Origin of the sequence: Winkia sp. UMB3158, assembly GCF_030217145.1 — a bacterium.
Taxonomy (GTDB): Bacteria; Actinomycetota; Actinomycetes; order Actinomycetales; family Actinomycetaceae; genus Winkia; species Winkia anitrata.
Genome location: NZ_JASONH010000001.1, coordinates 347416 through 371551, shown reverse-complemented (window position 1 = coordinate 371551; position 24136 = coordinate 347416). Strand labels below are relative to the sequence as shown.

The window sequence follows — 24136 nt, the reverse complement described above, 5'->3', positions numbered from 1 at the left end:
GCTTATCTATGACTTAGAAGATGCCCTTGGCGGCTCCACCAGTGTCAAGAGTGGTGTGCGAACGAGAATCAATGTTCTGGTCGTTTTCCTTGGACTTGTCACTGTCCAGGCGGGAAACCTGGGTGATGGTGATGTAGTTCTTCAGGCGGCCTTCCTGGGTGTCGCCGTCACCGAAGGACAACCAGCCGACGAGCTGATCTTCGCCGACGTTGACCGGGTTGGACAGGGTCAGCTCGAAGGAACGAGTCGAGGTCTTGGTGTTGAAGCCAAGGTCGCGAATGTAGGCGCCGTTGAGGTTGCCGGTGGTGATCAGACGATCAACGCCGCGCGGGCCCTGAGCGGTCTTGACATCGATGCGGAAACGAATGGCCGGGAATTCGCCATAGTAGCGCTGCGAGCCAACGTTCTTGATGTGGATGCCAACCGAGCCAGCAAAGCCAGCGGCCTTCATGCCGGACACGGTCATGGAAGCGGTCAGATCCTTTTCGTGGGTGACGGCAGCGTTAGCTGAAGAGATGCCGAACCCAGCAATGCCAGTGGCAAGTGCGAAGGTTGCTGCAGCAGCACGAGTAAAACGCTTCATTTTGTTACTTCCTTCTACTTTCTAGGCTCAGTAAGAGTCTGCCGGGTTGTTGTACAGCTTCATCTGAACTTCGTTCTTGATCGGAACGAAGGCCCGCCATGCGGTCGGAGTAGACCAGGTGCCGTTCGGCTTGCAGTACTGCTGGGTGCCAGTCATAGAGATGGAACGGAACCCGTAGGTGGCCTCGCCGGTGTAACCAGCGGGAACGTCGTAGGGGCCAATGTCCTGGCCAGTCTGCCAGGACAGGGAGTAGGAGGCAGAGCCGCCGATTTCCTTGGCTAGGGTGTAGGCGATGCCAGCATTGGCGTTGCCGTCCTTGCCGACCTTGCCGGAGCCGCCTAGGTTGATGTTCAGAGTTTCGCTCTGCGAGCCGTTGACCGAGATAGAGATGGACTGCGACTTGGACAGCGACTGCTTTAGTGGGATGGTGTTCTTCGACTTGTTAGTGGTCGAAATGGTGCCAACCGGCAGGAAGTTGTCGGTCACCTTGTAGACCACGGTGCGGTGATCTTCCCAGGCGTTGCAGATCGGGTGAGGATTCAGGATGTTCGCCTTGATGTGATCGCTGCCGTGCGAAGTGTGCACGATGGGCAGGTTCGCGTTGGTCTTCGGAGTCTCTGGGTAAGTATTGGTAATAGTGTCCGCCATTGCGGGAGCTGCGACTACCGAGAGCAGTAGTGCGCTGCCACCGAGGGCGCCAGCTACGCGGGTGAGCTTCATAATCATTCCTTTGAAACTGGTTAGATGGGCTGAGCGGTTGCTCTGTTTCAAACATTAGGGCTTAAAAGCCCAGGTCGCCAGCGGTTTTAGATTAGAAATTCTTAAGGTAACTTACGTTTTGATGCTGAATTAATCTTCGCTAGTCCGAATCCGCTGAATATAGGCTTACCGGGTGGGAAGTGTTAAAAATAAGATTAACAAAATATAATCGAAGTGGCGGAAAGTACATTGAGTCGGGGCGTGGCAACTTTGTGGAGAGTGAACGTGCACTCCGGAGTCGGGAGAGCGAACGTACGCCAAGATTTGGGTTAAAAAGTTGTGGGGCGCATGCGCGCCCCACAACTCTTTCATCTACACCAGGTCAGAAAGACTAGAAGATTCCGGCGGACTTTCCGCCAGTGTCAAGGGTGGTGTGCGAACGCGAATCAACGTTCTGATCATTCCCCTTGGAGTTGTCCCCGTCTAGGCGGGAAACCTGGGTAACGGTGATGTAGTTCTTCAGGCGGCCTTCCTGGGTGTCGCCGTCACCGAAGGAGAACCAGCCGATTAGCTGGTCTTCGCCGACGTTGACCGGGTTGGACAGGGTGATCTCGAAAGTGCGGGTCGAGGTCTTGGCGTCGAAGCCAAGGTCGCGAGTGTAAGCGCCCTCGAGATTGCCGGTGGTGATCAGACGATCAACGCCGCGCGGGCCCTGAGCAGTCTTCACCTTGACGTGGAAACGGATGGCCGGGAACTCGCCGTAGTAGCGCTGCGAGCCAACGTTCTTCACGTGGACGGCTACCGAGCCGGCGAAGCCCGGGGACTTCATGCCGGAAACGGTGTAGCTGGGGGCGAGGTCTAGCTCGGCCTTAGGAGAGTCGGCTGCTAGAGCCGAACCACCAAAGGCAGCGATGCCGGTGGAAAATGCAAAGGTAGCAGCGGCTGCACGAGTGATGTGCTTCTTTAGCATTAGTTATCTCCGTATCAGTAGGAATCGGCCGGGTTGTCGTACAGCTTCATCTGGACTTCGTTCTTGATCGGAACGAAGGCGCGCCATGCGGTCGGGGTAGACCAGGTGCCGTTCGGCTTGCAGTACTGCTGGGTGCCGGTCATCGCGATGGTGCGGAAGCCGTAGGTGGCCTCGCCGGTGTGTCCTGCGGGTACGTCGTAGGGGCCAATTTCCTGGCCGGTTTCCCAAGTGAGGGAGTAGGAGGCTTCTCCGCCGATCTTCTTGGCTAGGGTGTAGGCGATGCCAGCTTCGGCGTTGCCATCCTTGCCGACCTTGCCGGAGCCGCCCAGGTTGACGCTCAGGGTTTCGCTCTGCGAACCGTTGACCGAAATGGAGATGGTCTGCGACTTGGACAGCGACTGCGATAGCGGGATGGTGTTCTTCGACTTGTTAGTGGTCGAAATGGTTCCCACCGGGGCGAAGTTGTCGGTCACCTTGTAAACCACGGTGCGGTGATCTTCCCAGGCGTTGCAGATCGGGCGAGGATTCAGAATGTTCGCCTTGATGTGATCGCTGCCGTGCGAAGTGTGAATGATCGGGAGATTGGCGTTGTTGGCCGGAGTCTCTGGGTAGGTGTCGGTATCGGTAGCCGCTAGCGCCGGGGCTGCTGCCATCGTGGCGAGCAGTGCGCCGCTACCGAAAGTAGCTGCAATCTTGCTAGTCAACTTCATGAGCGGTCCTCATTTCTTGTGTCACTCAGAGCCGGTTAGCTCCTAAATCCGACCATAGGGAAAGGAGTGGCTCTTGGCTAGTCAAAATCGCTTCGAAGAAACTCACGCAACCGCCTTTTACCTCGTCTTTTAATGTTCGCAAAGGCGGCCCCACCGGCATTGAAGAGGGCGATCGAAGTAGGCAGATTAGCGTTTCCCTAGAAATTTCGAATCTGGACTTTAATGTTTATTTGTGTTTAGACTTAAAATTTTCCGCCTTGTCGTTTTTGCGTAGCAGCGTCGCTAGAGCTGAGAGTACTAGCCCTAGGCCCACCGTTGTTAGTAGGAATATCCACACGGAAGTGGCGCTCAGGTGAACGCCGGCGCCTATCAGGATCGCCAATACTGCCGCGGAAAGCGCCAATACGTACCAAGCGATTGCTGCGCCGGAAACTTTGGGCACCAGCTGTACTGGGGGAATCCGGGGAATCGCCGTCTGCGGCGCTGGTGCAGGTTGACGCGGCAGCGGTGCCGTTGGGGGCACTTCTTCCGAGGGCGTGGGCCCACCTAGCTGGCGCCAGTCAGTCTGGGGAAGTTCCTGGGTTGGCTCGTTGGGGATCGGGGTGCTCATTTGATTTTCCCTTCTACTATGGTGAGGCGACCGCCTTTGACTCTAAGGTCGTAGGTGTTTGTGGCCCGTTCTTCTGCACTCCCACGTTGCAGTAGGAAGGTTTTTGTCTGTTGCGGTTGGAAAGAGCGAATTTCGTACTTTCCCGGTGCTAATTGCAGATTGGAATCCGCAAGAGCGGAACTGATTAGGGGTAGTCGCGTGGTATCAAATGACAGTGAGACAGTGGGCTTTGGCATAGTTGACTCCCACGAGGAAGGCAACGCGGTGTAAATTGAGCGTCCCTGATCGACTGTGATTCGTACTGTGCCCTTCCAATTTAGCGGCAGTAAGACGGTCGCGTCGGAGGCATAGGAGTGAGACTGGATCTTCCCCTTTTCCTCATAATTTAGGTCGGTGACCGTTTCGGCCCGCAACTGGAAAGCTGTGTCAGTCAGCATCTTGGTGGCATCTTGCACGGGAGTGTCTGCCAGCGGTTTTGGCGCCGCCCACACTCCGATGATCATGGGGGAGCCAAATATTAGTGCCAGGGTGGCGACTGCTCCTGGGAGGCCACTTTTCCTTCCGAAGATATTTGCCACCAACGCAACCGCTGCCGCAATGGCCATAGCAATGCCGAAAGCTGCCAGGAGCTTAGAGGCGGTAAGTGGAGCCGTGAAGGCGACGTAGAGCGCTGCGGCAAACAGGGCAACAGCTACCGAGAGGAGCTGTACTACGGCATTGAGAGCTGGTTTTTTCTTCCTGGGAGGTAGAGGTTTGCTGGGCACCTGCGCCATTTGGGAGGCAGGTGTTGGCGAGGCGGGGGCCGGCGTGCTGTTCTGCTTTGGCACCTGGGTCTGCTTGGGAGTTTGGGTGGCTTTATATATGAGTAGCGCCAGCAGGGCAGCGCCGAGGAGCGCTCCCCACGCACTTGCTACTGAATAGTTGGTATCTACCCCAGCCATAATTGCCAGCACGATGAACAGTATTGCCCCGAAGAAGCCGGCCGAGGGCGAGGAAAAGCGGTCCAGGTGGGAAGTGTAAGTCTCGTCTGGAATCAGTAGCCACGCGAAACCGTAGGCGGCCAGGGTACCTGGAAGGAAGAGGATCGCAAAGACAACGGTGAGCACGCGAACTAGGTTGATGTCGTATCCGGTGACAGTCGTGACTGCCTGGCACACTCCTCCTAGGGTTCCCGAGGAACGAATCCAGCCTGCCTCGGCTAATTTGGTGGACAGCTTTTTCTTTTCAGTAGCCATGAATAAATCACATCACTGCGGTGGGGCAAATACTATTAGGGGTTCCCCTGATTTGGCCCTGATATTTCCGCTAATTTCTGTAAAAGCTGAAGAGGGCGTGCAATCATCTAAGCCATGAGAGTGCCACTGCGAAGGATAAGTACCCCTGTAGCCCGCCAGACCGGGGCTCCCAAACCCTGGGTGGCCGGGATTTGCTCAGGGTTGTCTTTGCACACTGCAATAGACGTGAGGTTGCTGCGAGTAATTATCGCGGCTGTCTCACTAGCCGGGCTAGGGTTGCTGATCTACCTTTGGCTGTGGATCGCCGTGCCCTCGGAAAACCCGTACACTACCGGTGAATCACTGCGACGTAAAGAAAGTGGCGCGTTGGCGCGCACGCTGGCGGAAAAGCAAGTAGAACAGGCAGACGAAACAGCGCCTCGGCGTTTCTTGATTGGGGCCGGCATCCTAGTGCTGGTCGCGGCTGCCGCTCTGGCTCTGGGGCTCACGCACGTTCGCTCCTTACCGTCTTGGAGCTGGTCAGTGCTTTTGATAGGGACTGGAGCACTGCTTATCTGGACCCGCAAAGATTTAGGCGAATCGACCGCTAGAAGGACCTACTTGGCCATTGGCGCGGGAATCGTACTGGTCGCCATTGGGATGGTGCACCTAGTAGGAAGGGGCACATACACCAACCTCTTCGACTCCGCTCTGGTCTCCTGCGCCGTATTGGTGGGGGTGGGAGCCGTCCTCGCCCCCGTATGGGTGCGCCTAACTCGCGAGCTAGGGGCGAGCCGCGCCGAACAGATCCGCGAGGCAACGCGCGCTGACATTGCCGCCCATCTGCACGATTCCGTGCTGCAGACCCTGGCTCTAATTCGGGCGAGGGCGGAGGAACCGGCCTCGGTGCGAACACTTGCGCGCCGCCAAGAACGCGAGCTGCGCACGTGGCTATACGAGGGCGAGGGCTCCCAATATGATTCTCTGGTGGCCTTGGTGGGCGCAAAGATAGCGCAGGTAGAAGACCGCTACGGCGTGCCCATTGAATACGTGCACGTGGCGGATATGGCCCCGGGAGTGATGACGCACAACGCCGGAGCAATAGTCCAGGAAGCGTGCCAAAACGCCGCCGTTCACGGAAAGCCACCCATCTCCGTGTACATGGAATGCTCTGGTTCCCAGGTAGAGGTTTGGGTCAAAGATCGCGGTGCCGGTTTCGATGTGGAAAAGATCCCGCAGGACCGGCACGGGGTTCGCGATTCTATACTGGGAAGAGCAAAGAGGCTCGGCGGGAAAGCCACCATCACTTCCGGTAGTGCCGGCACCGAAATCTACCTGTTCTTGGAGGACGAATGATCACCGTAGTAATCGTCGACGACCATGCGCTCGTGCGGGCAGGGGTGCGGTCGGAACTGTCAGCCTTTCCCGAGCGCGTCGAGGTAGTAGGGGAGGCGGCTGATGTCGAGAGCGCCCTCGAGGTAGTGACGCTCACCAGCCCAGATGTGGTGTTGCTCGACGTGCATCTACCCGGAGGACGAGGCGGCGGCGGGGCCGAAGTGGCCTCCCAAATCTCGACGGTAACCAAGTGCTTAGCGCTTTCCGTATCGGACGCCGCCACGGACGTGGTGAGCGTTATTCGTGCCGGCGCTCGCGGTTACGTAACCAAATCCATTGAAGCAGCAGAGCTAGTCGATGCCATAGAACGGGTGGCCGGTGGAGACGCGGCCTTCTCGCCGCGTTTGGCGGGATTCGTCCTCGACGCATTTGGCACCCAACAGGTGGCTGGCACCGACGAAGAACTGGACCGGCTTAGCGCCCGGGAGCTGGAAGTGATGCGGCTCATCGCTCGCGGTTATACCTACAAGGAAGTGGCGGCAAAGCTGTTCATTTCAATCAAGACTGTGGAAACGCACGTGTCGAAAGTGCTGCGCAAACTGCAGCTGTCGAACCGTAACGAGCTGACCAGGTGGGCTAGTGCAAGGAGTCTCATCTAGCTGAGTGCCATTTGTCGGTGGCGCCCGTTAGGGTTGAAGAGTGGAATCTTTGTTTGATGCTCTTCTTCCGGCAAGTTCGCTGAAACCGACAGCGGCAGCCACTTTGCCGCAGGTAATGGTCGAATCTGATCAGGACTACATGGACTCGTTGGCGCAAATACAGGCGCCAGAGGCCGATCAGGTGGGCGAATATTCGCCCTCGATGCAGGCAGAGCAGATAACGCAGGGGCTGAATGGGCCCCAGGAACAGGCGGTTACTTACCAGGGTGGGCCGCTGCTGGTTATGGCAGGGGCAGGATCGGGTAAGACCCGGGTGCTCACTAGGCGAATCGCCTACTTGCTGGCTACTGGGCGGGCACGTGCCGGGCAGATCTTGGCCATTACCTTCACTAATAAGGCGGCTGCCGAGATGCGCGAACGCGTCCAGGATCTGGTGGGACCCGCCGCAAAGCGCATGTGGGTGTCCACGTTCCACTCTGCCTGCGTGCGCATTTTGCGCCGCGAACACGACCTGGTTGGGCTCAAATCTACTTTCTCGATCTACGATTCGGCTGATCAGCAACGGTTGCTGACGCTGATTGCCAAAGAGAAGGCGGTAGATCTAAAGAAGTTTTCTGCGCGCACCTTGTCGGCACGCATCTCGGATCTGAAGAACGAATTAATAACGCCGAGCCAGTACCAGGAGCGCGCTGGTAAAGATCCGCTTTCGCGCATAGTGGCGCAGATTTATCCGCTCTACCAAAAGCGTATGCAAGAGGCGAACGCCGTAGATTTTGACGACCTGATCATGCTTACGGTGCAGCTATTGGGCGATAACGAGGGCGTAGCCAGCCACTACCGGCGCGTGTTCCGGCACATTCTGGTAGACGAATACCAGGACACCAACCACGCCCAGTACGTGCTGGTGAAATTGCTAGTTGGCCCCGATGGGGCAACTCCGCCGCCCGCAGAACTTACCGTTGTGGGCGATTCAGACCAGTCTATTTACGCTTTCCGTGGGGCCACGATCCGCAATATCGAAGAGTTTGAGAAGGATTATCCGAAGGCGCGCACTATTTTGCTGGAACAGAATTACCGTTCCACCCAAAACATTTTGAGTGCGGCCAATGCGGTTATTGCCCAGAATTCGGGGCGGCGTCCAAAGAAGCTGTGGACTGATTTGGGTTCTGGCGACAAGATCGTGGTCGATGCTGCTGAATCTGATCGTGGGGAAGCGATCTTTGTTGTCGACCAGATCAATAAGCTGGCTGATGAAGGCTATGACTGGGGCGACATAGCGGTCTTCTACCGCACTAACGCGCAATCTCGAATCATTGAAGATGTGCTGATGCGCGATGCTATTCCTTACCGCGTTGTGGGGGGAACAAAGTTCTATGAGCGGGCCGAAATTAAAGATGCGATCGCCTACCTTCGGGCCGTTTCGAATCCGGATGACACGGTGTCCATCCGGCGCGTGCTCAATGTGCCCAGGCGGGGTATCGGAGCTAAAGCTGAGGGCGCTATTGCGGCTCACGCCAGCGCGAACGGGATTAGTTTTGGGGCAGCGCTAGAGGAATTGGATCAGGTAGAGGGCATTTCGACGCGGGCAGCTAATTCCGCGCGCAAGTTTGCCGAATTGCTCGCGGCAGGGCGGTCACGACTCGAAGACGGCGAGGGCGTAGCTGAGGTCCTGGACTACCTGCTGGACGAATCGGGGTACGTGCAGGTTCTTAGCGAGTCTTCGGATCCTCGGGACGAGGGCAGAATCGAAAACTTGGCAGAATTGCACACGGTTGCTTCTGAATTTGATTTGTCTGAGCCCGACGGCACCTTGGCGGATTTCTTGGAGCGCGTCTCGTTGGTAGCGGATTCCGACCAGGTGCCCAGCGAACGCGGGCAGGTCACGCTGATGACCGTCCACACGGCGAAAGGGCTAGAATTCCCGGTCGTATTTGTGACCGGCATGGAAGATGGCACGTTCCCACACCAGCGGTCTATGGGCGATCCGGCCGAACTGGCAGAGGAACGGCGGCTCGCTTACGTGGCTATTACCAGGGCTCGCAAACGGCTTTATCTGACGCGGGCTGGCTCGCGCAATCAGTGGGGCGCGCCCGTGGAACTGCCAGCTTCGCGATTCTTAGACGACATTCCTGCCGAGCTGGTAGACGTGCGCCGCGAATTTACGCCTACCCAGTCCATTGCGCGCTCGGGGGATGCCTTCGGTTCGGGGGGCTGGAACCCATCCCACCGCGCCGGCACAGTTCGCACCAACCGCATGGTGCCTAAGGCTGCTAAGCCGGCGGGCAAGGAAATCCACTTGGAGGTGGGGGATCGAGTCAACCACGACGCCTATGGGTTGGGGCGCGTCCTCGCCCTCGAAGGGAACTGGCCCAACACCACCGCCAAGGTAGATTTCGGGGACGGCACGGTGAAGCGTCTCGTACTTCGATTCGCTCCGCTAGAAAAGCTTTAGCTAGCGCTTTTACGCAAAAGCCAAGGTCCGGGCCCATAGTTGGCTGCGGACCTACTTTTGTCTGTTTGGGTGGGCCCCGTTTTGCGGTGCGAGCAGCGGAATCAGGCGATAGGCTTGGTACAATTTCTCGAGGTCGAGAATTGACTACCGGAAGGACGAAGGCGTGGACCTTTATGAGTACCAAGCCCGCGAACTTTTCGCGGCACACGAAGTCCCCGTACTACCTGGAAAGATTGCTACTACGCCGCAGGAAGCAGCTGCTGCCGCCAAGGAATTGGCAGCAGATCTGGTTGTCGTAAAGGCGCAAGTAAAAACCGGCGGGCGCGGTAAGGCTGGCGGCGTGAAGCTGGCTCGCACCCCGCAGGAAGCTGCAGAGGCTGCCGAGGCGATCCTGGGGCTAGATATCAAAGGCCATAAAGTCCACAAGGTCATGGTGGCCGCTGGGGCCGACATTGACGCCGAGTTCTACTTTTCGATCCTGCTGGACCGTTCCAATAGGCGCCACCTGGCAATGTGCTCGCGCGAGGGCGGGATGGAAATTGAGCAGCTGGCGAAGGAACGCCCGGAGGCGCTGGCAAAGATGCCACTTGACGCCAAGGGAATCGACCAACAGGTAGCGGCGCAGATCCTTACCGAAGCGGGGTTCTCGGACGAAGAGGCAGCGCCAATTATCCCCGTCTTGGTGAAGCTATGGGAGGTTTACCAAAAAGAGGACGCGCAGCTGGTCGAGGTGAACCCGCTGGTGCGCGCCACCGACGGGCAGATCATTGCGCTCGATGGCAAAGTTACGCTAGACAACAATGCGCGCTTCCGTCACAAGGAACATGCCCAATTTGTTGATGCCCAGGCTCAGGACCCGCTCGAAGCTAAGGCAAAAGAGACGGGCCTCAACTACGTGCACCTTGAGGGGCAGGTAGGCATTATTGGCAACGGCGCCGGGTTGGTCATGTCCACGCTGGACGTAGTTGCATACGCCGGCGAGGAATACGGGGTAAAGCCCGCAAACTTCCTGGATATTGGCGGCGGTGCTTCCGCCGAAGTCATGGCCAATGGGCTAGAGATCATCTTAGGGGACCCGCAGGTTGCTAGCGTCTTCGTGAACGTGTTCGGGGGAATTACCGCCTGCGATCAGGTGGCAAAGGGCATTGTCGAAGCCCTGCGTCTGCTTGGCGATGCGGCCTCCAAACCCCTGGTCGTGCGCTTGGATGGCAACAACGTCGAAGAGGGCCGGGCCATCTTGGAAGAAGCTAACCACCCGCTCGTAACCATGGTTGAAACGATGGATGGCGGAGCCGCTACGGCCGCTGAACTAGCATCGGGAAGGAAATAAAAATGGCAGTATTTTTGGATGAGACCTCCCGGGTGATCGTGCAGGGCATTACTGGGTCCGAGGGGCGCAAACACACCGCCCGCATGTTGGCTGCGGGTACCCAGATCGTAGGCGGCACTAACCCGAAGAAAGCAGGCACCAACCTGTCCTTCGACACTCCTGAGGGCGAGGTCGAAGTTCCAGTCTTCGGAACTGTTGCGCAGGCGAAGGAACGCACCGGGGCAAACGTGTCAGTAATCTTCGTGCCGCCGGCATTCGCCAAGGGGGCCGTGCTCGAGGCCGTAGATGCGGCCATGGAACTGATCGTCGTCATTACCGAGGGAATCCCGGTCCAGGACTCGACCGAGTTCGTGAACTACGCCCTCGAAAAGGGCAGCCGCATCATTGGCCCGAACTGCCCGGGCATTATCAGCCCCGCCAAGTCTAATGCGGGCATTACCCCTGCTGACATTACTGGTCCTGGAAGGCTAGGGCTGGTGTCCAAATCTGGCACTTTGACCTACCAGCTGATGTACGAATTGCGCGATTTGGGCTTTACCACCTGCATCGGTATTGGTGGCGACCCGGTAGTGGGAACCACTCATATTGATGCCCTGGCTGCCTTCGAAGCAGATCCCGACACCGAACTGATTGTTATGATCGGCGAGATTGGTGGCGATGCTGAAGAACGCGCCGCTGAGTACATCAAGGAACACGTTTCCAAACCGGTAGTCGGTTATGTTGCCGGCTTTACTGCTCCCGAAGGCAAGACCATGGGGCACGCGGGCGCTATCGTGTCGGGATCTTCCGGCACTGCCCAAGCAAAGAAGAGCGCGCTCGAGGCCGCTGGCGTCAAGGTAGGGAAGACCCCGTCCGAGACTGCCCGGCTAGCCAGGCAGATCCTCACCGGTTCTGCCGAGGTGCAGGCATAACCTAGTAGCTTCTCCTTCCCACGGGCCAGTTGGTCCGTGGGAAGCTTTCTGCCGGAGGACTTTTGCCTCGCCTTCGGCGCGGGAGGCGGCACAGGTGGGCCAAAGGCGGCAACATGGAAGCGATGACTAAGAAAGCACGCTCCGAGATTGTTATTCGCCTCCCAGAGGGATGGTCCAAAGCCGCCTTTGTGGGGGTCGAGTACGCCTTCTTGGGGTGGCTTGCCCTGGTGGCTATCGCGTTGGTGAACTACGTCAGCCAGTCCAGTTCGCCCTACCTAGAGGGAATGAAGTGGACGCAGGCGGTATGGGCGGCCTCCGATTTTTGGCGACTGGCCCATGGCGGATCTTTCGCATTTGGCGGGGGAAGCATCTCGCTGATCCCTCTTGCACTCCCAGTCGCGATGATTGCCTTGTTGGCGTTCGCGGCCCGACGCGAGATAGCGGGCATGGCCCGCGCTTTCTTGGCGCTAGGATACGTCCCCACCGTGCTGGTTCTTTCGTTACTGACAGGGGGCAGCTCCACCCTGAGGATCTTCGGGGGTGCACTCCTGATTGCACTACTTGCCTCCGCTATAGCGCTGCTGCCGCTGCTGCGCCCACCGGCACAGGTGCGAGCCGGGATCCTGTTCGCCTTTAAGACATTGGCCATTGTGGCCGGCCTTTCTGTACTGCTCTTGGCAGTAGCACTGGGGATTCACGCCGGTGGGGTCAAGGGAATATATGCGCTCCTGTCCGGGGGAGTGGTTGGGACCATTACCATCACTCTGCTGTGGCTAAGTTACGTGCCGACTTTGGCATGCTGGGCGCTGTCTTGGTGCCTGGGGGCTGGTTTTCAGGCTGGTCAAGGAGCTACCTCCTCGCCCTTCTCGGTAGCGCACCTGCCCATTCCTGCCTTGCCTCCCTACGGGGCGCTACCGACCAAGGCGCCTGGAGTGGCGATCGTGTTGCTTAGTGCGCTCTTCTTCGCTCTGCTCGGATTCTTACTAGCTCGGACCGAGAAGTTCGATTCTAGTAAGCATCAGGTGGACTATCTGCTAACCGGTGGCGGCATCTTTGCGCTGGTGATGTTCGTGTGGGCAGCGTTTGCACGAGGTAGCTTGGGGGTCGGCCGCATGGAACAGGTAGGTCTAAACCTTGGTAGCTGGACCCTGTGGTTCCTACTGGCAGCCTTGATGCCGCTACTGCTGGGCGCATTCTTTGCCGACCCAACTCGACGTTCGCAGGTGAGCGGATTGGTAAGCAAGAAGCAGCCTGTAGCTGATAAGCAGACGCCCACCTTGACAGTGGTGGAAGATCAGGCCCAAGAAAATGGCGAGGGCGAAGACCAGGCCCAGCCCGCTCGCAGTGAAGGAGCCGCTGGTAGGGAGCAGGGCGAAGAACAAGACCATCCCGACCCGGCCGGGGAGCCGGGTGAGGCCGAACAGAGCCCGAAGGGCCACCGGCAGGAAGATGGCGACGAGGCGCGAGCTGGCAGTACTGCCGCGCCTACCCCGAAACGCCTGCGCCTGATTGCCCAGGGCCAGGGCGACCCTGATGCGCCTACAACAGCTATCCCGAAGGACAACAAATGACGCGAATTGTAGTGCTGATCTCGGGCACCGGTTCCAATCTGAAAGCGCTCGTGCAAGCTTATGGCGAGCAGATAGTGGGCGTGGTGGCGGATAGGGACGCTCCCGGGCTGCGGTGGGCCAAAGGGATTGCCACCGCCCAGGTGAATCCTGCCGACTATTCTTCCCGGGAAGAATGGGACAGAGCACTGACGGATGCGGTTGCGCAATTCGAGCCAGATCTGATCGTGTGCGCGGGCTTCATGCGACTGGTGGGGCAAACTTTCTTAGCCGCATTTGCCGGGAAAGTTATCAATACTCACCCCGCCTTGCTGCCGTCCTTCCCCGGCATGCACGGAGTGCGCGACGCTCTGGACTACGGGGTAAAAATCACCGGCGCTACGATTTTCTACGTAGACGCCGGTGTAGATACGGGCCGGATCATCGCCCAGGTTGCGGTTCCTGTACGCGATGATGACAGCGAGGAAACACTTACTGCCCGCCTGAAGGAGGCCGAGACGGCTCAGCTGGTGCGGGTAGTTGGCGAACTCAGTAGCCGCGTTTAGGATCCACCCGCAAGCTGGGTAGTAGGCCGTTGCCAAGCTCTTTAGCGCTGGTACACATCGCCTCGTAGACATCCTTCTGGGTGACTGGGCCGGAGATGTGCGGGGTGACGAAGACTCGTGGATCTGTCCACCGCCAGTCGGAGTGGGGGAGCGGTTCTACCTCGTGCACATCCAAAACCGCCTTCTTTAGGTTGCCGCCCTCGAGCCCTGCGCGGATTGCCTGCGCGTCGACTGTGGGGCCGCGACCGACGTTCATAAATACTGCTCCCTGCAGCTGGGAGACGATCTGAGTTGAGACCATGCGATCGGTGGCAGGTGTAAGGGGAAGGGCCGAAACTACTAGGTCGGCTTGCGCCAAGCTGGCGGAAGCGTCGGCCATGCTGTGGCAGGCAGCAAATTCCGAGACAGCCCGCCCGGAGGTATTAATCCCCTCGCACGAGATCCCATAATCAGACAGGATGCGAGCGACGCCGCGCCCAACCTGTCCGGTGCCGATTACTACCACGCGTGCCTTTCTGGGATCTACGTAGTTATCGAAGAAATCAGTGTCCCAAGTGCCGGTAGGTTCGTTGGCGCGGAACAGATCGCCGCCACGGGTAAGCCACAGGTGGTAGGCTAGGACGAATTCGCCGATCCGGCGGGGCATGTCCCCAATGGTGTGGGTTAGCAAGAAGTCGCCCTCGAGACGGGCTAGCACCGGCGCAGACTTATCTACCCCGTCTGACTGGGAGTGGAACCACTTTACTGCCACCTCTCCGGTGGGAAGCCAGGTAGGCAGATCGAAACCTACCCAGGTGTCCGCCCACTGGAAATCTTCCGGAGTTAGTTCAGCATTCGGGACGAAGCGAACCTCGGCCTGGGCGAAATGGTCACGTAGCGGCTGCGCTAGTGGCTCGCTAAGTGGGGTGGTCAGAAGGATCCGCTCGGGTAAAAACTTGCCAATAGGTGAAGAAGCGGTGCTGGCAAGACTCATTTTTCCTCCTTATAGGGCATGCTCGGTGTATCCGATTATGGCCCACTACATTCGTTATAGCTAAACTGTAGATGCTCATAAATAAATCGCGGCGATCCGGAAAGGAATCAGCGTGGCCACCCAACCTACCCCGACTAAAGGTGAAGCAAAAGTTCCGATCAAGAGGGCTCTAATCAGTGTCTACGACAAGAGCGGACTTGAAGATTTGGTTGGTGCGCTAAGCGCTGCGGGGGTGCAGATCGTTTCGACGGGCTCCACTGCTAAGCGTATTGCCGCTGCCGGAGCAAAAGTTACCGAGGTAAGCGAAATTACCGAATTCCCCGAGTGTCTGAACGGGCGGGTCAAGACTTTGCACCCGCGCATCCATGCGGGCATCCTGGCCGACCGCCGCCGGGAGGACCACTGCGCTGAACTGGACCAGTTAGGCGTGGAAGCGTTTGACCTGGTTATTTGCAACCTCTACCCCTTCACTGAGACAGTGCAGTCCGGGGCAGATTTTGATGCGTGCATCGAGCAGATCGACATCGGCGGTCCCTCAATGGTGCGCGCGGCTGCGAAGAACCACGCCTCGGTTGCCATCATTACTGATCCGTCCCGTTACGAGGACGTAGTGCAGGCCGTCCAAGAGGGCGGTTTTACCGGTAGGCAGCGCCGAGAGCTAGCAGCCGATGCCTTCGCCCACACTGCCGCCTACGACGTGGCAGTGTCCCAATGGTTCGACGAACAGCTGCTGGATGAAGATTTCGAGGGCACCTCCGAATCCGACTACGAAGATTCCGGAGTCCGCGACTCCTCGGCACTACCCGAGCTGCTGGAACCGCTCTACGTGAAAGCCGCAGACCTGCGCTACGGCGAAAACCCGCATCAGGAAGCCGCCCTCTACGTCGAGGCCGAAGCTGAAGACATCGAGGCCATCTTCGGCGCGGACGAGGACGAACTGGTAGACGAAGAAGAACTGAGCGGCCCGGAATCTACTCCGGCCCCCGGCATTGCCAATGCGCTCACCTTGGGCGGCAAGCCGATGAGCTACAACAACTACTCCGATGCAGACGCGGCTCTGCGTGCCGCCTACGATCACCCGGATGCTCCCTGCGTCGCGGTGGTAAAGCACGCCAACCCCTGTGGCATCGCGGTAGGCAAGGACGTGGCAGAGGCACACCGGAAGGCCCACGCATGTGACCCGGTTTCCGCTTATGGCGGCGTCATCGCCGTGAATCGCCCCGTCACCCTAGAACTGGCCAAGCAGATAAAACCGATCTTCACCGAGGTCGTCCTGGCTCCGTCCTTCGAAGAGGACGCGCTCGAACTACTGCGCACCAAGAAGAACCTGCGCATCCTGCAGGTCACCCCTCCAGAGCGGGGTGCAACTGAAATCAAGCAGATCACCGGCGGTCTGCTAGTTCAGGCCCGCGATGACGTGGATGCAAAGGGTGACCGGGCAGAAGACTGGGAACTGGCGGCAGGCGAGGCAGCCGACGAAGCCACCCTGGCCGACCTCGAATTCGCATGGCGTACCATCCGGGCGGTCCGCTCGAATGCGGTGCTGCTAGCCAAGGACGGTGCCACCGTCGGCGTTGGCATGGGGCAGGTAAACCGCGTCGACTCCGCAAAGCTCGCCATTGAACGAGCCAACACTTTGGGCGCCCGCTCCACCGGCGACGCCGCCAAGGTAGACAGTGCGGGCGGCGCCCGCGCAGACGAAGTACTGGCAGAAAAACCAGAAGAACGCGCTCGCGGATCGGTAGCCGCCTCTGACGCCTTCTTCCCGTTTGCCGACGGACTGCAGGTGCTAATCGACGCCGGCGTCAAAGCCGTCGTCCAGCCGGGCGGCTCCATCCGCGACGGCGAGGTAATCGAAGCAGCCAAGGCTGCCGGCATCACCATGTACTTCACCGGTACAAGGCACTTCGCACACTGAGGAAACTAGATTTGAGGCACGCAGCACGAAGCCGAGTTCGAACGGATCCAACCCCGCTCGAACCGGCCCACCGCACGTCCTCGTTCGTGATCCTAGGACTGGTCATTGCCGCCATTATCGCGGTGGTAGCAATGGCCCTCCTAGGACACGTGCTGCTGGCAGTTCGCATACTGGCTGGAGTGTGCGCAATAGGTGCGTTCTACCGCGGGATTTTCCCAGGGAGGTCCCGCTGGTTCGCCGCTAAGCGCGCCTGGGTAGACGTAGCGGTGCTTACCGTCTTCGCAGTGGGGCTGTGGCTACTAGCCCCATACGTTGAACTAGTTATATAGCCTCGCGCACCCACTGCAGGTCTGCTAGCCACGCCTGTGCGCTAGCATCTGAAGGCATCCGCCAATCCCCGCGCGGGCTCAGCGAACCACCTCCCATCACCTTCGGACCATTGGGCACACACGACCGCTTGAACTGATTCGCAAAGAAGCGTTTGATGAACAGCTCCTCCCAATCCAGGATGGTCTGCAAGTCGTACTGGCGCCGCTCCTCATTCGGGTAACCGGCAGGAAACTCGCCGCGCTCGCGGTCTGCCCACGCATTCCAACTCATGAAAGCCACCTTCGCGGGCAAGTAACCGCGCTTTGTCAGGTAGTACAGGTTGAAATCCTGCAGTTCGTACGGGCCGATCTTTGCCTGGGTCGACTGGATCTGTTCGCCCTCTTTGGCAGGGACTAATTCGGGGCTGATCTCGGTATTTAGAATCGAATCAAGTACCTTCGCCGCATCGGCACCGAAGATATCCTGCGCGATTACCCACCTAATGACGTGTTGGATCATGGTCTTAGGCAGTCCCGAGTTAATCACGTAGTGCGACATCTGGTCGCCTACGCCATAAGTGCACCATCCCAGTGCCAGTTCCGACATGTCGCCAGTGCCCAGCACAATGCCGCCCCGCTGGTTGGCAATGCGGAATAAGAAATCTGTGCGCAGGCCGGCCTGAACGTTTTCGAAGGTCACGTCGTAGACCTCTTCGCCGGCCCCGGCGGGGTGGCCCATGGCCTTCAACATTCCCAGTGCGGTTGGCCTAATGTCTAGTTCCTCGAAAGTAACTCCCAGCGCCTTCCCTAGCGCGTAGGCGTTTGACTTGGTGTGATCCGAAGTGGCAAAGCCGGGCATGGTGAACGCAAGGATATCGGTGCGAGGGCGGCCCACAAGGTCCATGGCCCGTGCGGCCACGATCAGTGCGTGCGTAGAATCCAAGCCGCCAGAAACGCCGATGACGATCTTTGGTGAGCCAATTGATTCCATTCGGCGCACGAGGGCGGAAACCTGGATGTTATAGGCCTCGAAACAATCCTGGTCGAGCTGCTCCGGATCATCCGGAACGAACGGGAACCTATCTAGAGTCCGCTCCAGCGGAATTGTCTGCTGGGGGTCAAAGCCGAAAGTCCATTCGACTAGGACTGGTTCGAAGGCATCAAGCATGGGGGTGGCAGCGCGGCAGTCGTCGTAGCTAGACTGACGCATCCGAGCCGCAGCGAACCGGTCTAGATCGACATCGGCGAACGTGAGTACGTCCTCGCGGCTAAAGCGGGGGCCGCTGGCTAGTTGCGTTCCGGCCTCGTAAATCATGGTTTGCCCATCCCAGGCTAAGTCCGTAGAAGATTCGCCTAGGCCAGCGGCGGCGTAAACGTAGGCAACTTGGGCGCGGGCAGATTGGGAGGCTACCATCAACTCGCGATCTTTTGCCCGGCCCACGGTGATGGGGCTGCCAGACAGATTAGCTATCACGGTGGCGCCGCTGAGCGCGTCATAAGTAGAAGGTGGAAGAGGTACCCACATGTCCTCGCACACTTCGGGGGACACGGTAAAGCCAATGACGTCCAGGCAGTCGTAATGCACCCTGCCGAAGGGCACCAGGTCGTCCGCGATCTGCACGATTCCGTCCCCGCCCGCGCGGGCTCCTTCGGCAAAGTAGCGCTTCTCGTAGAACTCGCCGTAGGAGGCCAAATACATCTTTGGGGTGGCGGCAAGAATGCGTCCCCGCTGGATGCCCACGCAGCAGTTGTAAACCCGCCCTTCATAAAGCAGTGGTGCACCTACCAGCAGCAGCGCGCCCAGGTCGCGGGTTTTAGTGGCAATGGTTTCGAGGGCGGCGTCGACCTCGTCTAGAAGGCTTACCTGGTGGAACAGGTCGTCGAGCGCGTAGCCACTAACGCACAGCTCTGGGAACACCACCAGCGCGGCCCCGCCCTGGCAGGCCTTTTTGGCCATCTGCACTATCTGTTCGGCGTTTCGGGCCGGATCGGCCGCCCAGATTCTGGAAGTAACTGCGCACACTCGCGCGAATCCGTGGTTGTAAAGGTTGTTGAACTGCATGGAAATGTTGCTCACTACTCCATTTTGCCTAAGGAATGCTGGTGCTCGCACGTTTTCACGCACGGTGGCGCAAAGTTGTGCCTACTCCCGCAGCTACCAGGGCGCGTAATACCGGTTGTAGAATCTCCATCAGGTCCTCGCGTTTTATCGAGGCGATGGGTTCCATCTTTACTACGTAGCGCAGCAGGATTAGGCCGGCGCCGTAAGCGCCTACCACCTGCGCTATTAGCGCACCGTCACGCCCCGCGAACTCCTTGATCACGGGCACGATCTCGGTGGCAAAGTAATTGCGGAAGATGCGCTGGGTTTCCTCGTCGGTGACCAGCGCCGAAAAGAGGGCGGACAAGGTGCCGGCGGTGGCCGCTTGTTCCCATGCCTCTAGTGCCAGTTTCGATAGGTGCCTGCCCAGGTCTGCAGACTGCTGGCTAAGAATGTCGTGGATGATGCGGGCGGGGGTCAGCGGGCAATGCCATGGCTTCGCGAAAAAGTCGTTGCTTGGTGCCGAAGTAGTAGTTGATCAGTCCGGGGTCGACTTCCGCCTCGGCAGCAATTTTGCGGACGGTCGCTTCCTGGTAGTGGTAGCGGACGAAGATCTTGTGGGCGGCGGCAAGAATGTCGGCGCGCACTTGCCCCCGAGGATGCTTTGGGCCGCGTTTTCCGCAGGGGGAGGGTTCGTAATTTAATTTCTTTGCCGTCATTGTGCTCCATCTCCTAAAATTGCTGTCATTGCAGGTGAGGCGCGTTAGCTTCGGACTAATTTCAACGTGGTGGAAATTACTTCGGAATCAGTTTAGTCTGCGAGAAGCACCAAAGGGGGAGCGAATGAGCAAGTTGGTTCGGGTGGGCGTCGACGTTGGATCCACTACTGTGAAGGCAGTTGTGCTAGACGAGGACGGCAAGCGGCTGTTTGCCGACTACCGCAGGCACAATGCTGACGTGCGCAACGAACTAGTGCGGTTGCTGGAAGACATCACTACTGATCTGCCGGGAGTCTCCGCACAGTTAGCGGTTACGGGTTCGGGCGGGTTAAGCGTTGCCGAAGCCATGAATGTTCCCTTCGTGCAAGAGGTCATTGCCGAAACTGAGGCAACGCGCCTAAACCATCCCGAAACAGACGTGATCATCGAACTTGGGGGCGAGGACGCCAAGCTCACCTACTTGCACCCCACCCCTGAACAGCGAATGAATGGCACGTGTGCGGGCGGAACGGGCGCGTTCATCGACCAGATGGCAACGCTCCTTGGAACTGACGCGGCGGGGCTGAACGAACTGGCCGGAGCCGCCAAAACTGAATATCCAATCGCTTCTAGGTGCGGGGTGTTTGCAAAAACTGATTTGCAGCCACTGCTCAATCAGGGCGCTGCCCATGCTGACCTGGCAGCCTCGGTGTTCACCGCGGTAGCCACGCAGACTATTGCTGGTCTTGCCTGCGGGCGGCCGATCCGGGGGCGCGTCATGATGCTGGGCGGCCCGCTGCACTTCATGCCTAACCTGCGTGAGGCCTACCGCAAGCTCTTGCCCGACGTGGAAGAATTCACTACTCCCGAGGACGCGCAGCTTTACGTGGCGCTCGGCTCTGCCCTGCTGGCAGCCGGAGGGCCCGCCAACCGCAACGTGGCATTGCCAGAGCCGCTCACTGATCTGATCGACCGACTAAAGAGCGCCCCGGTGGGCGGCGAGTCCGCCCTCATGCGGCCCCTGTTCAAAGACGAGGCAGAGCGGGCGGAATTTGTTGACCGCCACGGCCGTGAACGGATTGAATCTATCCCGACTGAGCAGGCTACGGGACGCTGCTGGCTGGGGATCGATGCCGGTTCAACCACGATTAAAGCTGTTGTGATCGATTCTTTAGATCGCATTGTTTTTACCCACTACGCCTCCAACGAGGGCGACCCGGTCAAAGCTGGAGTGCAGATCGTGCGCAACGTGCGAGCAGCACTGCCTGAAGGAACCGTTATTGGGCGGGCCTGCTCCACGGGGTATGGCGAAGGACTGGTGAAGACCGCGCTCACTTTGGAAGAGGGCGAGGTCGAAACGATGGCGCACTTCAAGGCCGCCAACTACATCAACCCGGGAGTCACCTCGGTGGTGGACATCGGCGGCCAGGACATGAAATTCGTGAAGATTCGCGACGGGGTAGTGGATTCCATCTCGGTAAATGAGGCGTGCTCATCGGGGTGTGGCTCTTTCCTGCAGACCTTTGCAGCCACGATGGGCAAGGACGTGCGCGAATTTGCCGCTGCCGCAGTGGCCTCTAAGGCCCCGGTTGACCTGGGCACACGCTGCACCGTGTTTATGAATTCCTCGGTGAAGCAGGCCCAAAAAGAGGGCGCTGACGTGGGCGCCATTGCAGCCGGGCTGTCCTATTCGGTAGTGCGCAACGCGCTGTACAAAGTCATCAAGTTGAAGGACGCCGACGACCTCGGCCCCAAGGTGGTAGTGCAGGGAGGAACCTTCCTAAACGATGCCGTGCTGCGCGCCTTCGAACTGCTGACTGGGCGGGAAGTAATTCGCCCAAACATCGCCGGCCTCATGGGAGCTTACGGCGCCGCCCTCATTGCTAAAGAACACGATACCGGGCAGGGCGAATCCACTCTGGCGCAAGTGCGCGATCTGGAAGATTTTCAGGTCACTACTACCCGCAAGACCTGTCGGCTTTGCCAAAACCACTGCAACATGACCATCTCTACTTTCTCGAATGGGGAAAGGCACGTTTCGGGTAACCGGTGTGAGCGCGGTGCGTCCTTAGAAAAGCGCCCGAAGAAATCCGATCTGCCGAATCTGTATGAGTGGAAGTACAAGCGAATATTTGGCTACCGCCGTCTGACCGAGAAGAAGGCGCACCGCGGCGATATTGGGATTCCCCGAGTACTAGGCATGTACGAGGACTACCCGCTGTGGTTTACCATCCTTACGTCGCTGGGGTTCAGAGTCATGATTTCGGGCCGGTCGAGCCACGACATGTTTGAGCGGGGCATGGATTCCATCCCGTCTGAAAACGTTTGCTACCCGGCCAAATTGACCCACGGGCACATCGAACAGCTGCTCTCTAAGGGCATCAAGACGATCTTTTACCCCTGCGTCAACTACACCTCAGTGAAGGGCGATAGGGCAGACAACTCTTTCAACTGTCCCGTGGTGGCCACCTACCCGGAGGTGCTGCGCGGCAATATGGAGTCCCTTGAAGAGGACGGGGTGCGCTTCATAAGCCCGTTCGTAAATTTGCGTGACCCCGCCAAGGTGGAGCAGATGCTGGTCGACACGTTCGCGGATTGGAACGTGACTCTGGCCGAAGCGAAGGCGGCAGTGGCCGCTGGTTTCGAAGAGCTTGAGGCGGTGCGCGAGGAGGTGCGCAACAAGGGGGCAGAGACCCTGGAGTGGATGCGGGAGCACTCGGTGCGCGGCATCGTCTTGGCGGGCCGGCCCTACCACCTGGACCCAGAGATTAACCACGGTATTCCCGAGGTTATTAACGGTCTAGGCATGGCTGTGCTGACCGAGGATTCGGTTGCTGACGCTCGGCTAGAACGTCCCCTTCGGGTGGTCGACCAATGGTCCTATCACTCTCGTCTATACGAGGCCGGTGCGCGCGTCGGAGATGAGCCTGACCTGCAGCTCGTGCAGCTAACCAGCTTTGGGTGTGGGTTGGATGCGATCACCTCAGAACAGGTCCAAGAGATCCTGGAAGGACGCGGTGACGTATACACCCAGCTGAAGATCGATGAGGTCTCGAACCTGGGCGCCGCGAAGATCCGCTTGCGGTCGCTAGATGCCGCTTCGAAGGAGCGGGCAGACAGGTCGGCCTCGGTAGAGACTTTCCACCACAAGAAGGCCGGGCATGTGCACCAGAACGCGGTGTTCACAAAAGAGATGCGCGAAGCGGGCTACCAGATTCTGGTACCCCAGATGGCGCCGATCCAGTTCCGTCTAGCCGAACCGGTACTGCAGCGCGCAGGGCTGAATGTGAAACTGTTGGAACATACTGACACGGACACTATCGAGACCGGCCTCAAGTACGTGAACAACGACTCGTGCTATCCGGCAATGGTGGTCATTGGCCAGCTTATTGACCAGTTTGTTTCCGGCAAAGTGGATCCGGACAAGACCGTGGTGGCCATCTCGCAGACAGGGGGTATGTGTAGGGCCACCAACTATGCTGCGCTGCTGCGCAAGGGGCTGCGCGATGCAGGATTCGCACAGGTACCCGTGCTCGCCGCCTCGCTGCAAGAGGTCGAAACCCACCCGGGCTTCGAACTGGGCAAGAAGACCCTGCACCGGGTTATTCAGGCGATCACCTTGGGTGATGCCATCCAGAAGATGCTGCTACGCGTGCGTCCTTACGAGAAGCGCCCCGGCAGTGCCATGGAACTGTACCGCCACTGGGATAAATTAGCCCGCCAATGGTTCGCCACTTCGCGGGCAGATGGGTTGGGCAAATGCTCTTTCCGAAAGCTAGTGAGCGAGTGCGTGCGGGCCTTCGACAATCTGCCTTTGGCCGACATTCCGCGCAAACCCAGGGTGGGGATTGTTGGCGAGATCTTGGTGAAGTTCCACCCGGATGCTAACAACCATGCGGTGCGCGTGATCGAGGACGAAGGGTGCGAGGCCGTGCTGCCTGGCTTGCTGCAGTTCTTTGAGTACGCCGCCGCTGACTACGATTGGAAGCGCCAGGTGATGGGCGATTCTCTGAAGAGTACCTGGGGTAAGCAGTTGGCGCTCAAGGTGCTTGCGCTCTATCAGGCACCGGTTCGGAAAGCCTTTGCACGCACGGGTGGAAAATTTAGCGCTCCCACGCCAATTATGCAGATGGCAGCCCGCTCAACCGATATTGCTTCCAAGGGGAATCAAGCAGGTGAGGGCTGGTACCTAGTTTCTGAAATGGTCGACATGATCGAACACGGATGCCCGAACATCATCTGTGTACAGCCTTTCGCATGCCTTCCCAACCACGTCGTAGGCAAGGGCATGTTTAGGCCGCTGCGCAAACGCTACCCGGAGGCAAACTTGGTGGGGATCGATTATGACCCGGGTGCATCTGCGGTCAATCAGCTAAACCGCATCAAGCTGATGATCGCGGCGGCGCATATGGCTGACGGCTCCCTGGACTTTTCCGGGGTGCCACAAGACGAGGTACCGGCAGCGCCTTCCTGCGGTGCATGCGCCGGAGGCGCGCCGAGGCGGGGGCCGGTCGCCCTAGGAATGCCCAAGGTTCGCAGCTAAAACATACACAGGTGTTGACACCCTCCTGGTTGTATGGTTCATTAGTTAAGTAATGAACCGATAGGCAGG

At 58.7% G+C, this 24136-nt stretch carries 20 protein-coding genes; 10 read left to right on the top strand and 10 right to left on the bottom strand.

The features are described 5' to 3' along the window. Nucleotides 1–13: 13 nt before the first annotated feature. From QP400_RS01845 to QP400_RS01820, 6 genes are all read right to left on the bottom strand, one after another. Complete coding sequence (locus QP400_RS01845; RefSeq protein WP_004805570.1) at nucleotides 14–583, bottom strand: hypothetical protein; 570 nt, start codon at nucleotides 581–583, stop codon at nucleotides 14–16. A gap of 27 nt (nucleotides 584–610) precedes the next feature. After that, on the bottom strand, nucleotides 611–1303 hold the full coding sequence (locus QP400_RS01840; RefSeq protein WP_004805572.1) for a hypothetical protein: 693 nt from the start codon (nucleotides 1301–1303) through the stop codon (nucleotides 611–613). Between the two features lie 370 nt (nucleotides 1304–1673). Next, a complete protein-coding gene (locus QP400_RS01835) occupies nucleotides 1674–2252 on the bottom strand; it encodes a hypothetical protein (protein WP_285462459.1) in 579 nt (192 codons plus the stop codon). Between the two features lie 14 nt (nucleotides 2253–2266). Beyond that, a complete protein-coding gene (locus QP400_RS01830) occupies nucleotides 2267–2962 on the bottom strand; it encodes a hypothetical protein (RefSeq protein WP_004805576.1) in 696 nt (231 codons plus the stop codon). 226 nt (nucleotides 2963–3188) lie between these two features. Further along, on the bottom strand, nucleotides 3189–3572 hold the full coding sequence (locus QP400_RS01825) for a hypothetical protein (RefSeq protein ID WP_004805577.1): 384 nt from the start codon (nucleotides 3570–3572) through the stop codon (nucleotides 3189–3191). Continuing rightward, nucleotides 3569–4807, bottom strand: a complete 1239-nt coding sequence (locus tag QP400_RS01820; RefSeq protein WP_004805580.1) for a PspC domain-containing protein — start codon at nucleotides 4805–4807, stop codon at nucleotides 3569–3571. Before QP400_RS01820 ends, QP400_RS01825 begins: the two co-directional genes overlap by 4 nt. A 114-nt stretch (nucleotides 4808–4921) precedes the next feature. Here QP400_RS01820 and QP400_RS01815 point away from each other — a divergent pair, with 114 nt between their 5' ends. The 7 genes from QP400_RS01815 (at nucleotide 4922) to purN (ending at nucleotide 13586) form a co-directional block, all read left to right on the top strand. Then, nucleotides 4922–6142, top strand: a complete 1221-nt coding sequence (locus QP400_RS01815) for an ATP-binding protein (RefSeq protein WP_004805582.1) — start codon at nucleotides 4922–4924, stop codon at nucleotides 6140–6142. Then, the gene (locus QP400_RS01810) at nucleotides 6139–6780 is read left to right on the top strand and encodes a response regulator (protein WP_004805583.1); all 642 of its coding nucleotides are present in this window, start codon (nucleotides 6139–6141) and stop codon (nucleotides 6778–6780) included. Before QP400_RS01815 ends, QP400_RS01810 begins: the two co-directional genes overlap by 4 nt. Nucleotides 6781–6820: 40 nt before the next feature. Then, nucleotides 6821–9232, top strand: coding sequence for a DNA helicase PcrA (gene pcrA, locus QP400_RS01805; protein WP_004805585.1), 2412 nt, complete (start codon nucleotides 6821–6823; stop codon nucleotides 9230–9232). Nucleotides 9233–9395: 163 nt separating this feature from the next. Further along, nucleotides 9396–10562: an ADP-forming succinate--CoA ligase subunit beta gene (sucC, locus tag QP400_RS01800; protein WP_004805587.1), complete on the top strand. Its 1167-nt coding sequence runs from the start codon at nucleotides 9396–9398 to the stop codon at nucleotides 10560–10562. 2 nt (nucleotides 10563–10564) lie between these two features. Further along, a complete protein-coding gene (sucD, locus tag QP400_RS01795; protein ID WP_004805588.1) occupies nucleotides 10565–11473 on the top strand; it encodes a succinate--CoA ligase subunit alpha in 909 nt (302 codons plus the stop codon). Between the two features lie 122 nt (nucleotides 11474–11595). Further along, nucleotides 11596–13044 carry a cell division protein PerM gene (locus QP400_RS01790; RefSeq protein ID WP_155855894.1) on the top strand — a complete coding sequence of 483 codons (1449 nt, stop codon included), beginning with the start codon at nucleotides 11596–11598 and terminating at the stop codon, nucleotides 13042–13044. After that, nucleotides 13041–13586: a phosphoribosylglycinamide formyltransferase gene (gene purN, locus QP400_RS01785; RefSeq protein ID WP_004805592.1), complete on the top strand. Its 546-nt coding sequence runs from the start codon at nucleotides 13041–13043 to the stop codon at nucleotides 13584–13586. Before QP400_RS01790 ends, purN begins: the two co-directional genes overlap by 4 nt. Here purN and QP400_RS01780 read toward each other — a convergent pair. Beyond that, nucleotides 13570–14559, bottom strand: coding sequence for an NAD(P)-dependent oxidoreductase (locus QP400_RS01780; RefSeq protein ID WP_004805593.1), 990 nt, complete (start codon nucleotides 14557–14559; stop codon nucleotides 13570–13572). The genes purN and QP400_RS01780 overlap by 17 nt on opposite strands. A gap of 112 nt (nucleotides 14560–14671) precedes the next feature. Between QP400_RS01780 and purH the strand changes: the two genes are divergently transcribed. Next, on the top strand, nucleotides 14672–16477 hold the full coding sequence (purH, locus tag QP400_RS01775; protein WP_004805595.1) for a bifunctional phosphoribosylaminoimidazolecarboxamide formyltransferase/IMP cyclohydrolase: 1806 nt from the start codon (nucleotides 14672–14674) through the stop codon (nucleotides 16475–16477). A gap of 11 nt (nucleotides 16478–16488) precedes the next feature. Continuing rightward, complete coding sequence (locus tag QP400_RS01770) at nucleotides 16489–16806, top strand: hypothetical protein (RefSeq protein WP_004805597.1); 318 nt, start codon at nucleotides 16489–16491, stop codon at nucleotides 16804–16806. Here the strand turns inward: QP400_RS01770 and QP400_RS01765 are convergent. Genes QP400_RS01765 through QP400_RS01755 form a run of 3 tightly spaced genes read right to left on the bottom strand, consistent with a single transcriptional unit; the run spans nucleotide 16799 to nucleotide 19545 of the window. Then, nucleotides 16799–18847, bottom strand: a complete 2049-nt coding sequence (locus QP400_RS01765) for an NAD(+) synthase (protein WP_285462465.1) — start codon at nucleotides 18845–18847, stop codon at nucleotides 16799–16801. The genes QP400_RS01770 and QP400_RS01765 overlap by 8 nt on opposite strands. A gap of 55 nt (nucleotides 18848–18902) precedes the next feature. Continuing rightward, nucleotides 18903–19256 (bottom strand): TetR/AcrR family transcriptional regulator, encoded by a 354-nt coding sequence (locus tag QP400_RS01760; RefSeq protein ID WP_285462464.1) that lies wholly within the window; start codon nucleotides 19254–19256, stop codon nucleotides 18903–18905. Between the two features lie 16 nt (nucleotides 19257–19272). Then, complete coding sequence (locus QP400_RS01755; RefSeq protein WP_285462457.1) at nucleotides 19273–19545, bottom strand: TetR/AcrR family transcriptional regulator; 273 nt, start codon at nucleotides 19543–19545, stop codon at nucleotides 19273–19275. 124 nt (nucleotides 19546–19669) lie between these two features. Here QP400_RS01755 and QP400_RS01750 point away from each other — a divergent pair, with 124 nt between their 5' ends. After that, entirely contained in the window at nucleotides 19670–24067 is a 4398-nt protein-coding gene (locus QP400_RS01750) for an acyl-CoA dehydratase activase-related protein (RefSeq protein ID WP_004805603.1), read from the top strand. Nucleotides 24068–24136 lie beyond the last annotated feature (69 nt).

Bases quoted from the DNA above. Each gene is read 5' to 3' on its own strand.
- QP400_RS01845 (WP_004805570.1), bottom strand. From the start codon at position 583: ATGAAGCGTTTTACTCGTGCTGCTGCAGCAACCTTCGCACTTGCCACT.
- QP400_RS01840 (WP_004805572.1), bottom strand. From the start codon at position 1,303: ATGAAGCTCACCCGCGTAGCTGGCGCCCTCGGTGGCAGCGCACTACTG.
- QP400_RS01835 (WP_285462459.1), bottom strand. From the start codon at position 2,252: ATGCTAAAGAAGCACATCACTCGTGCAGCCGCTGCTACCTTTGCATTT.
- QP400_RS01830 (WP_004805576.1), bottom strand. From the start codon at position 2,962: ATGAAGTTGACTAGCAAGATTGCAGCTACTTTCGGTAGCGGCGCACTG.
- QP400_RS01825 (WP_004805577.1), bottom strand. From the start codon at position 3,572: ATGAGCACCCCGATCCCCAACGAGCCAACCCAGGAACTTCCCCAGACT.
- QP400_RS01820 (WP_004805580.1), bottom strand. From the start codon at position 4,807: ATGGCTACTGAAAAGAAAAAGCTGTCCACCAAATTAGCCGAGGCAGGC.
- QP400_RS01815 (WP_004805582.1), top strand. From the start codon at position 4,922: ATGAGAGTGCCACTGCGAAGGATAAGTACCCCTGTAGCCCGCCAGACC.
- QP400_RS01810 (WP_004805583.1), top strand. From the start codon at position 6,139: ATGATCACCGTAGTAATCGTCGACGACCATGCGCTCGTGCGGGCAGGG.
- sucD (WP_004805588.1), top strand. From the start codon at position 10,565: ATGGCAGTATTTTTGGATGAGACCTCCCGGGTGATCGTGCAGGGCATT.
- QP400_RS01790 (WP_155855894.1), top strand. From the start codon at position 11,596: ATGACTAAGAAAGCACGCTCCGAGATTGTTATTCGCCTCCCAGAGGGA.
- purN (WP_004805592.1), top strand. From the start codon at position 13,041: ATGACGCGAATTGTAGTGCTGATCTCGGGCACCGGTTCCAATCTGAAA.
- QP400_RS01780 (WP_004805593.1), bottom strand. From the start codon at position 14,559: ATGAGTCTTGCCAGCACCGCTTCTTCACCTATTGGCAAGTTTTTACCC.
- QP400_RS01765 (WP_285462465.1), bottom strand. From the start codon at position 18,847: ATGCAGTTCAACAACCTTTACAACCACGGATTCGCGCGAGTGTGCGCA.
- QP400_RS01755 (WP_285462457.1), bottom strand. From the start codon at position 19,545: ATGACGGCAAAGAAATTAAATTACGAACCCTCCCCCTGCGGAAAACGC.
- QP400_RS01750 (WP_004805603.1), top strand. From the start codon at position 19,670: ATGAGCAAGTTGGTTCGGGTGGGCGTCGACGTTGGATCCACTACTGTG.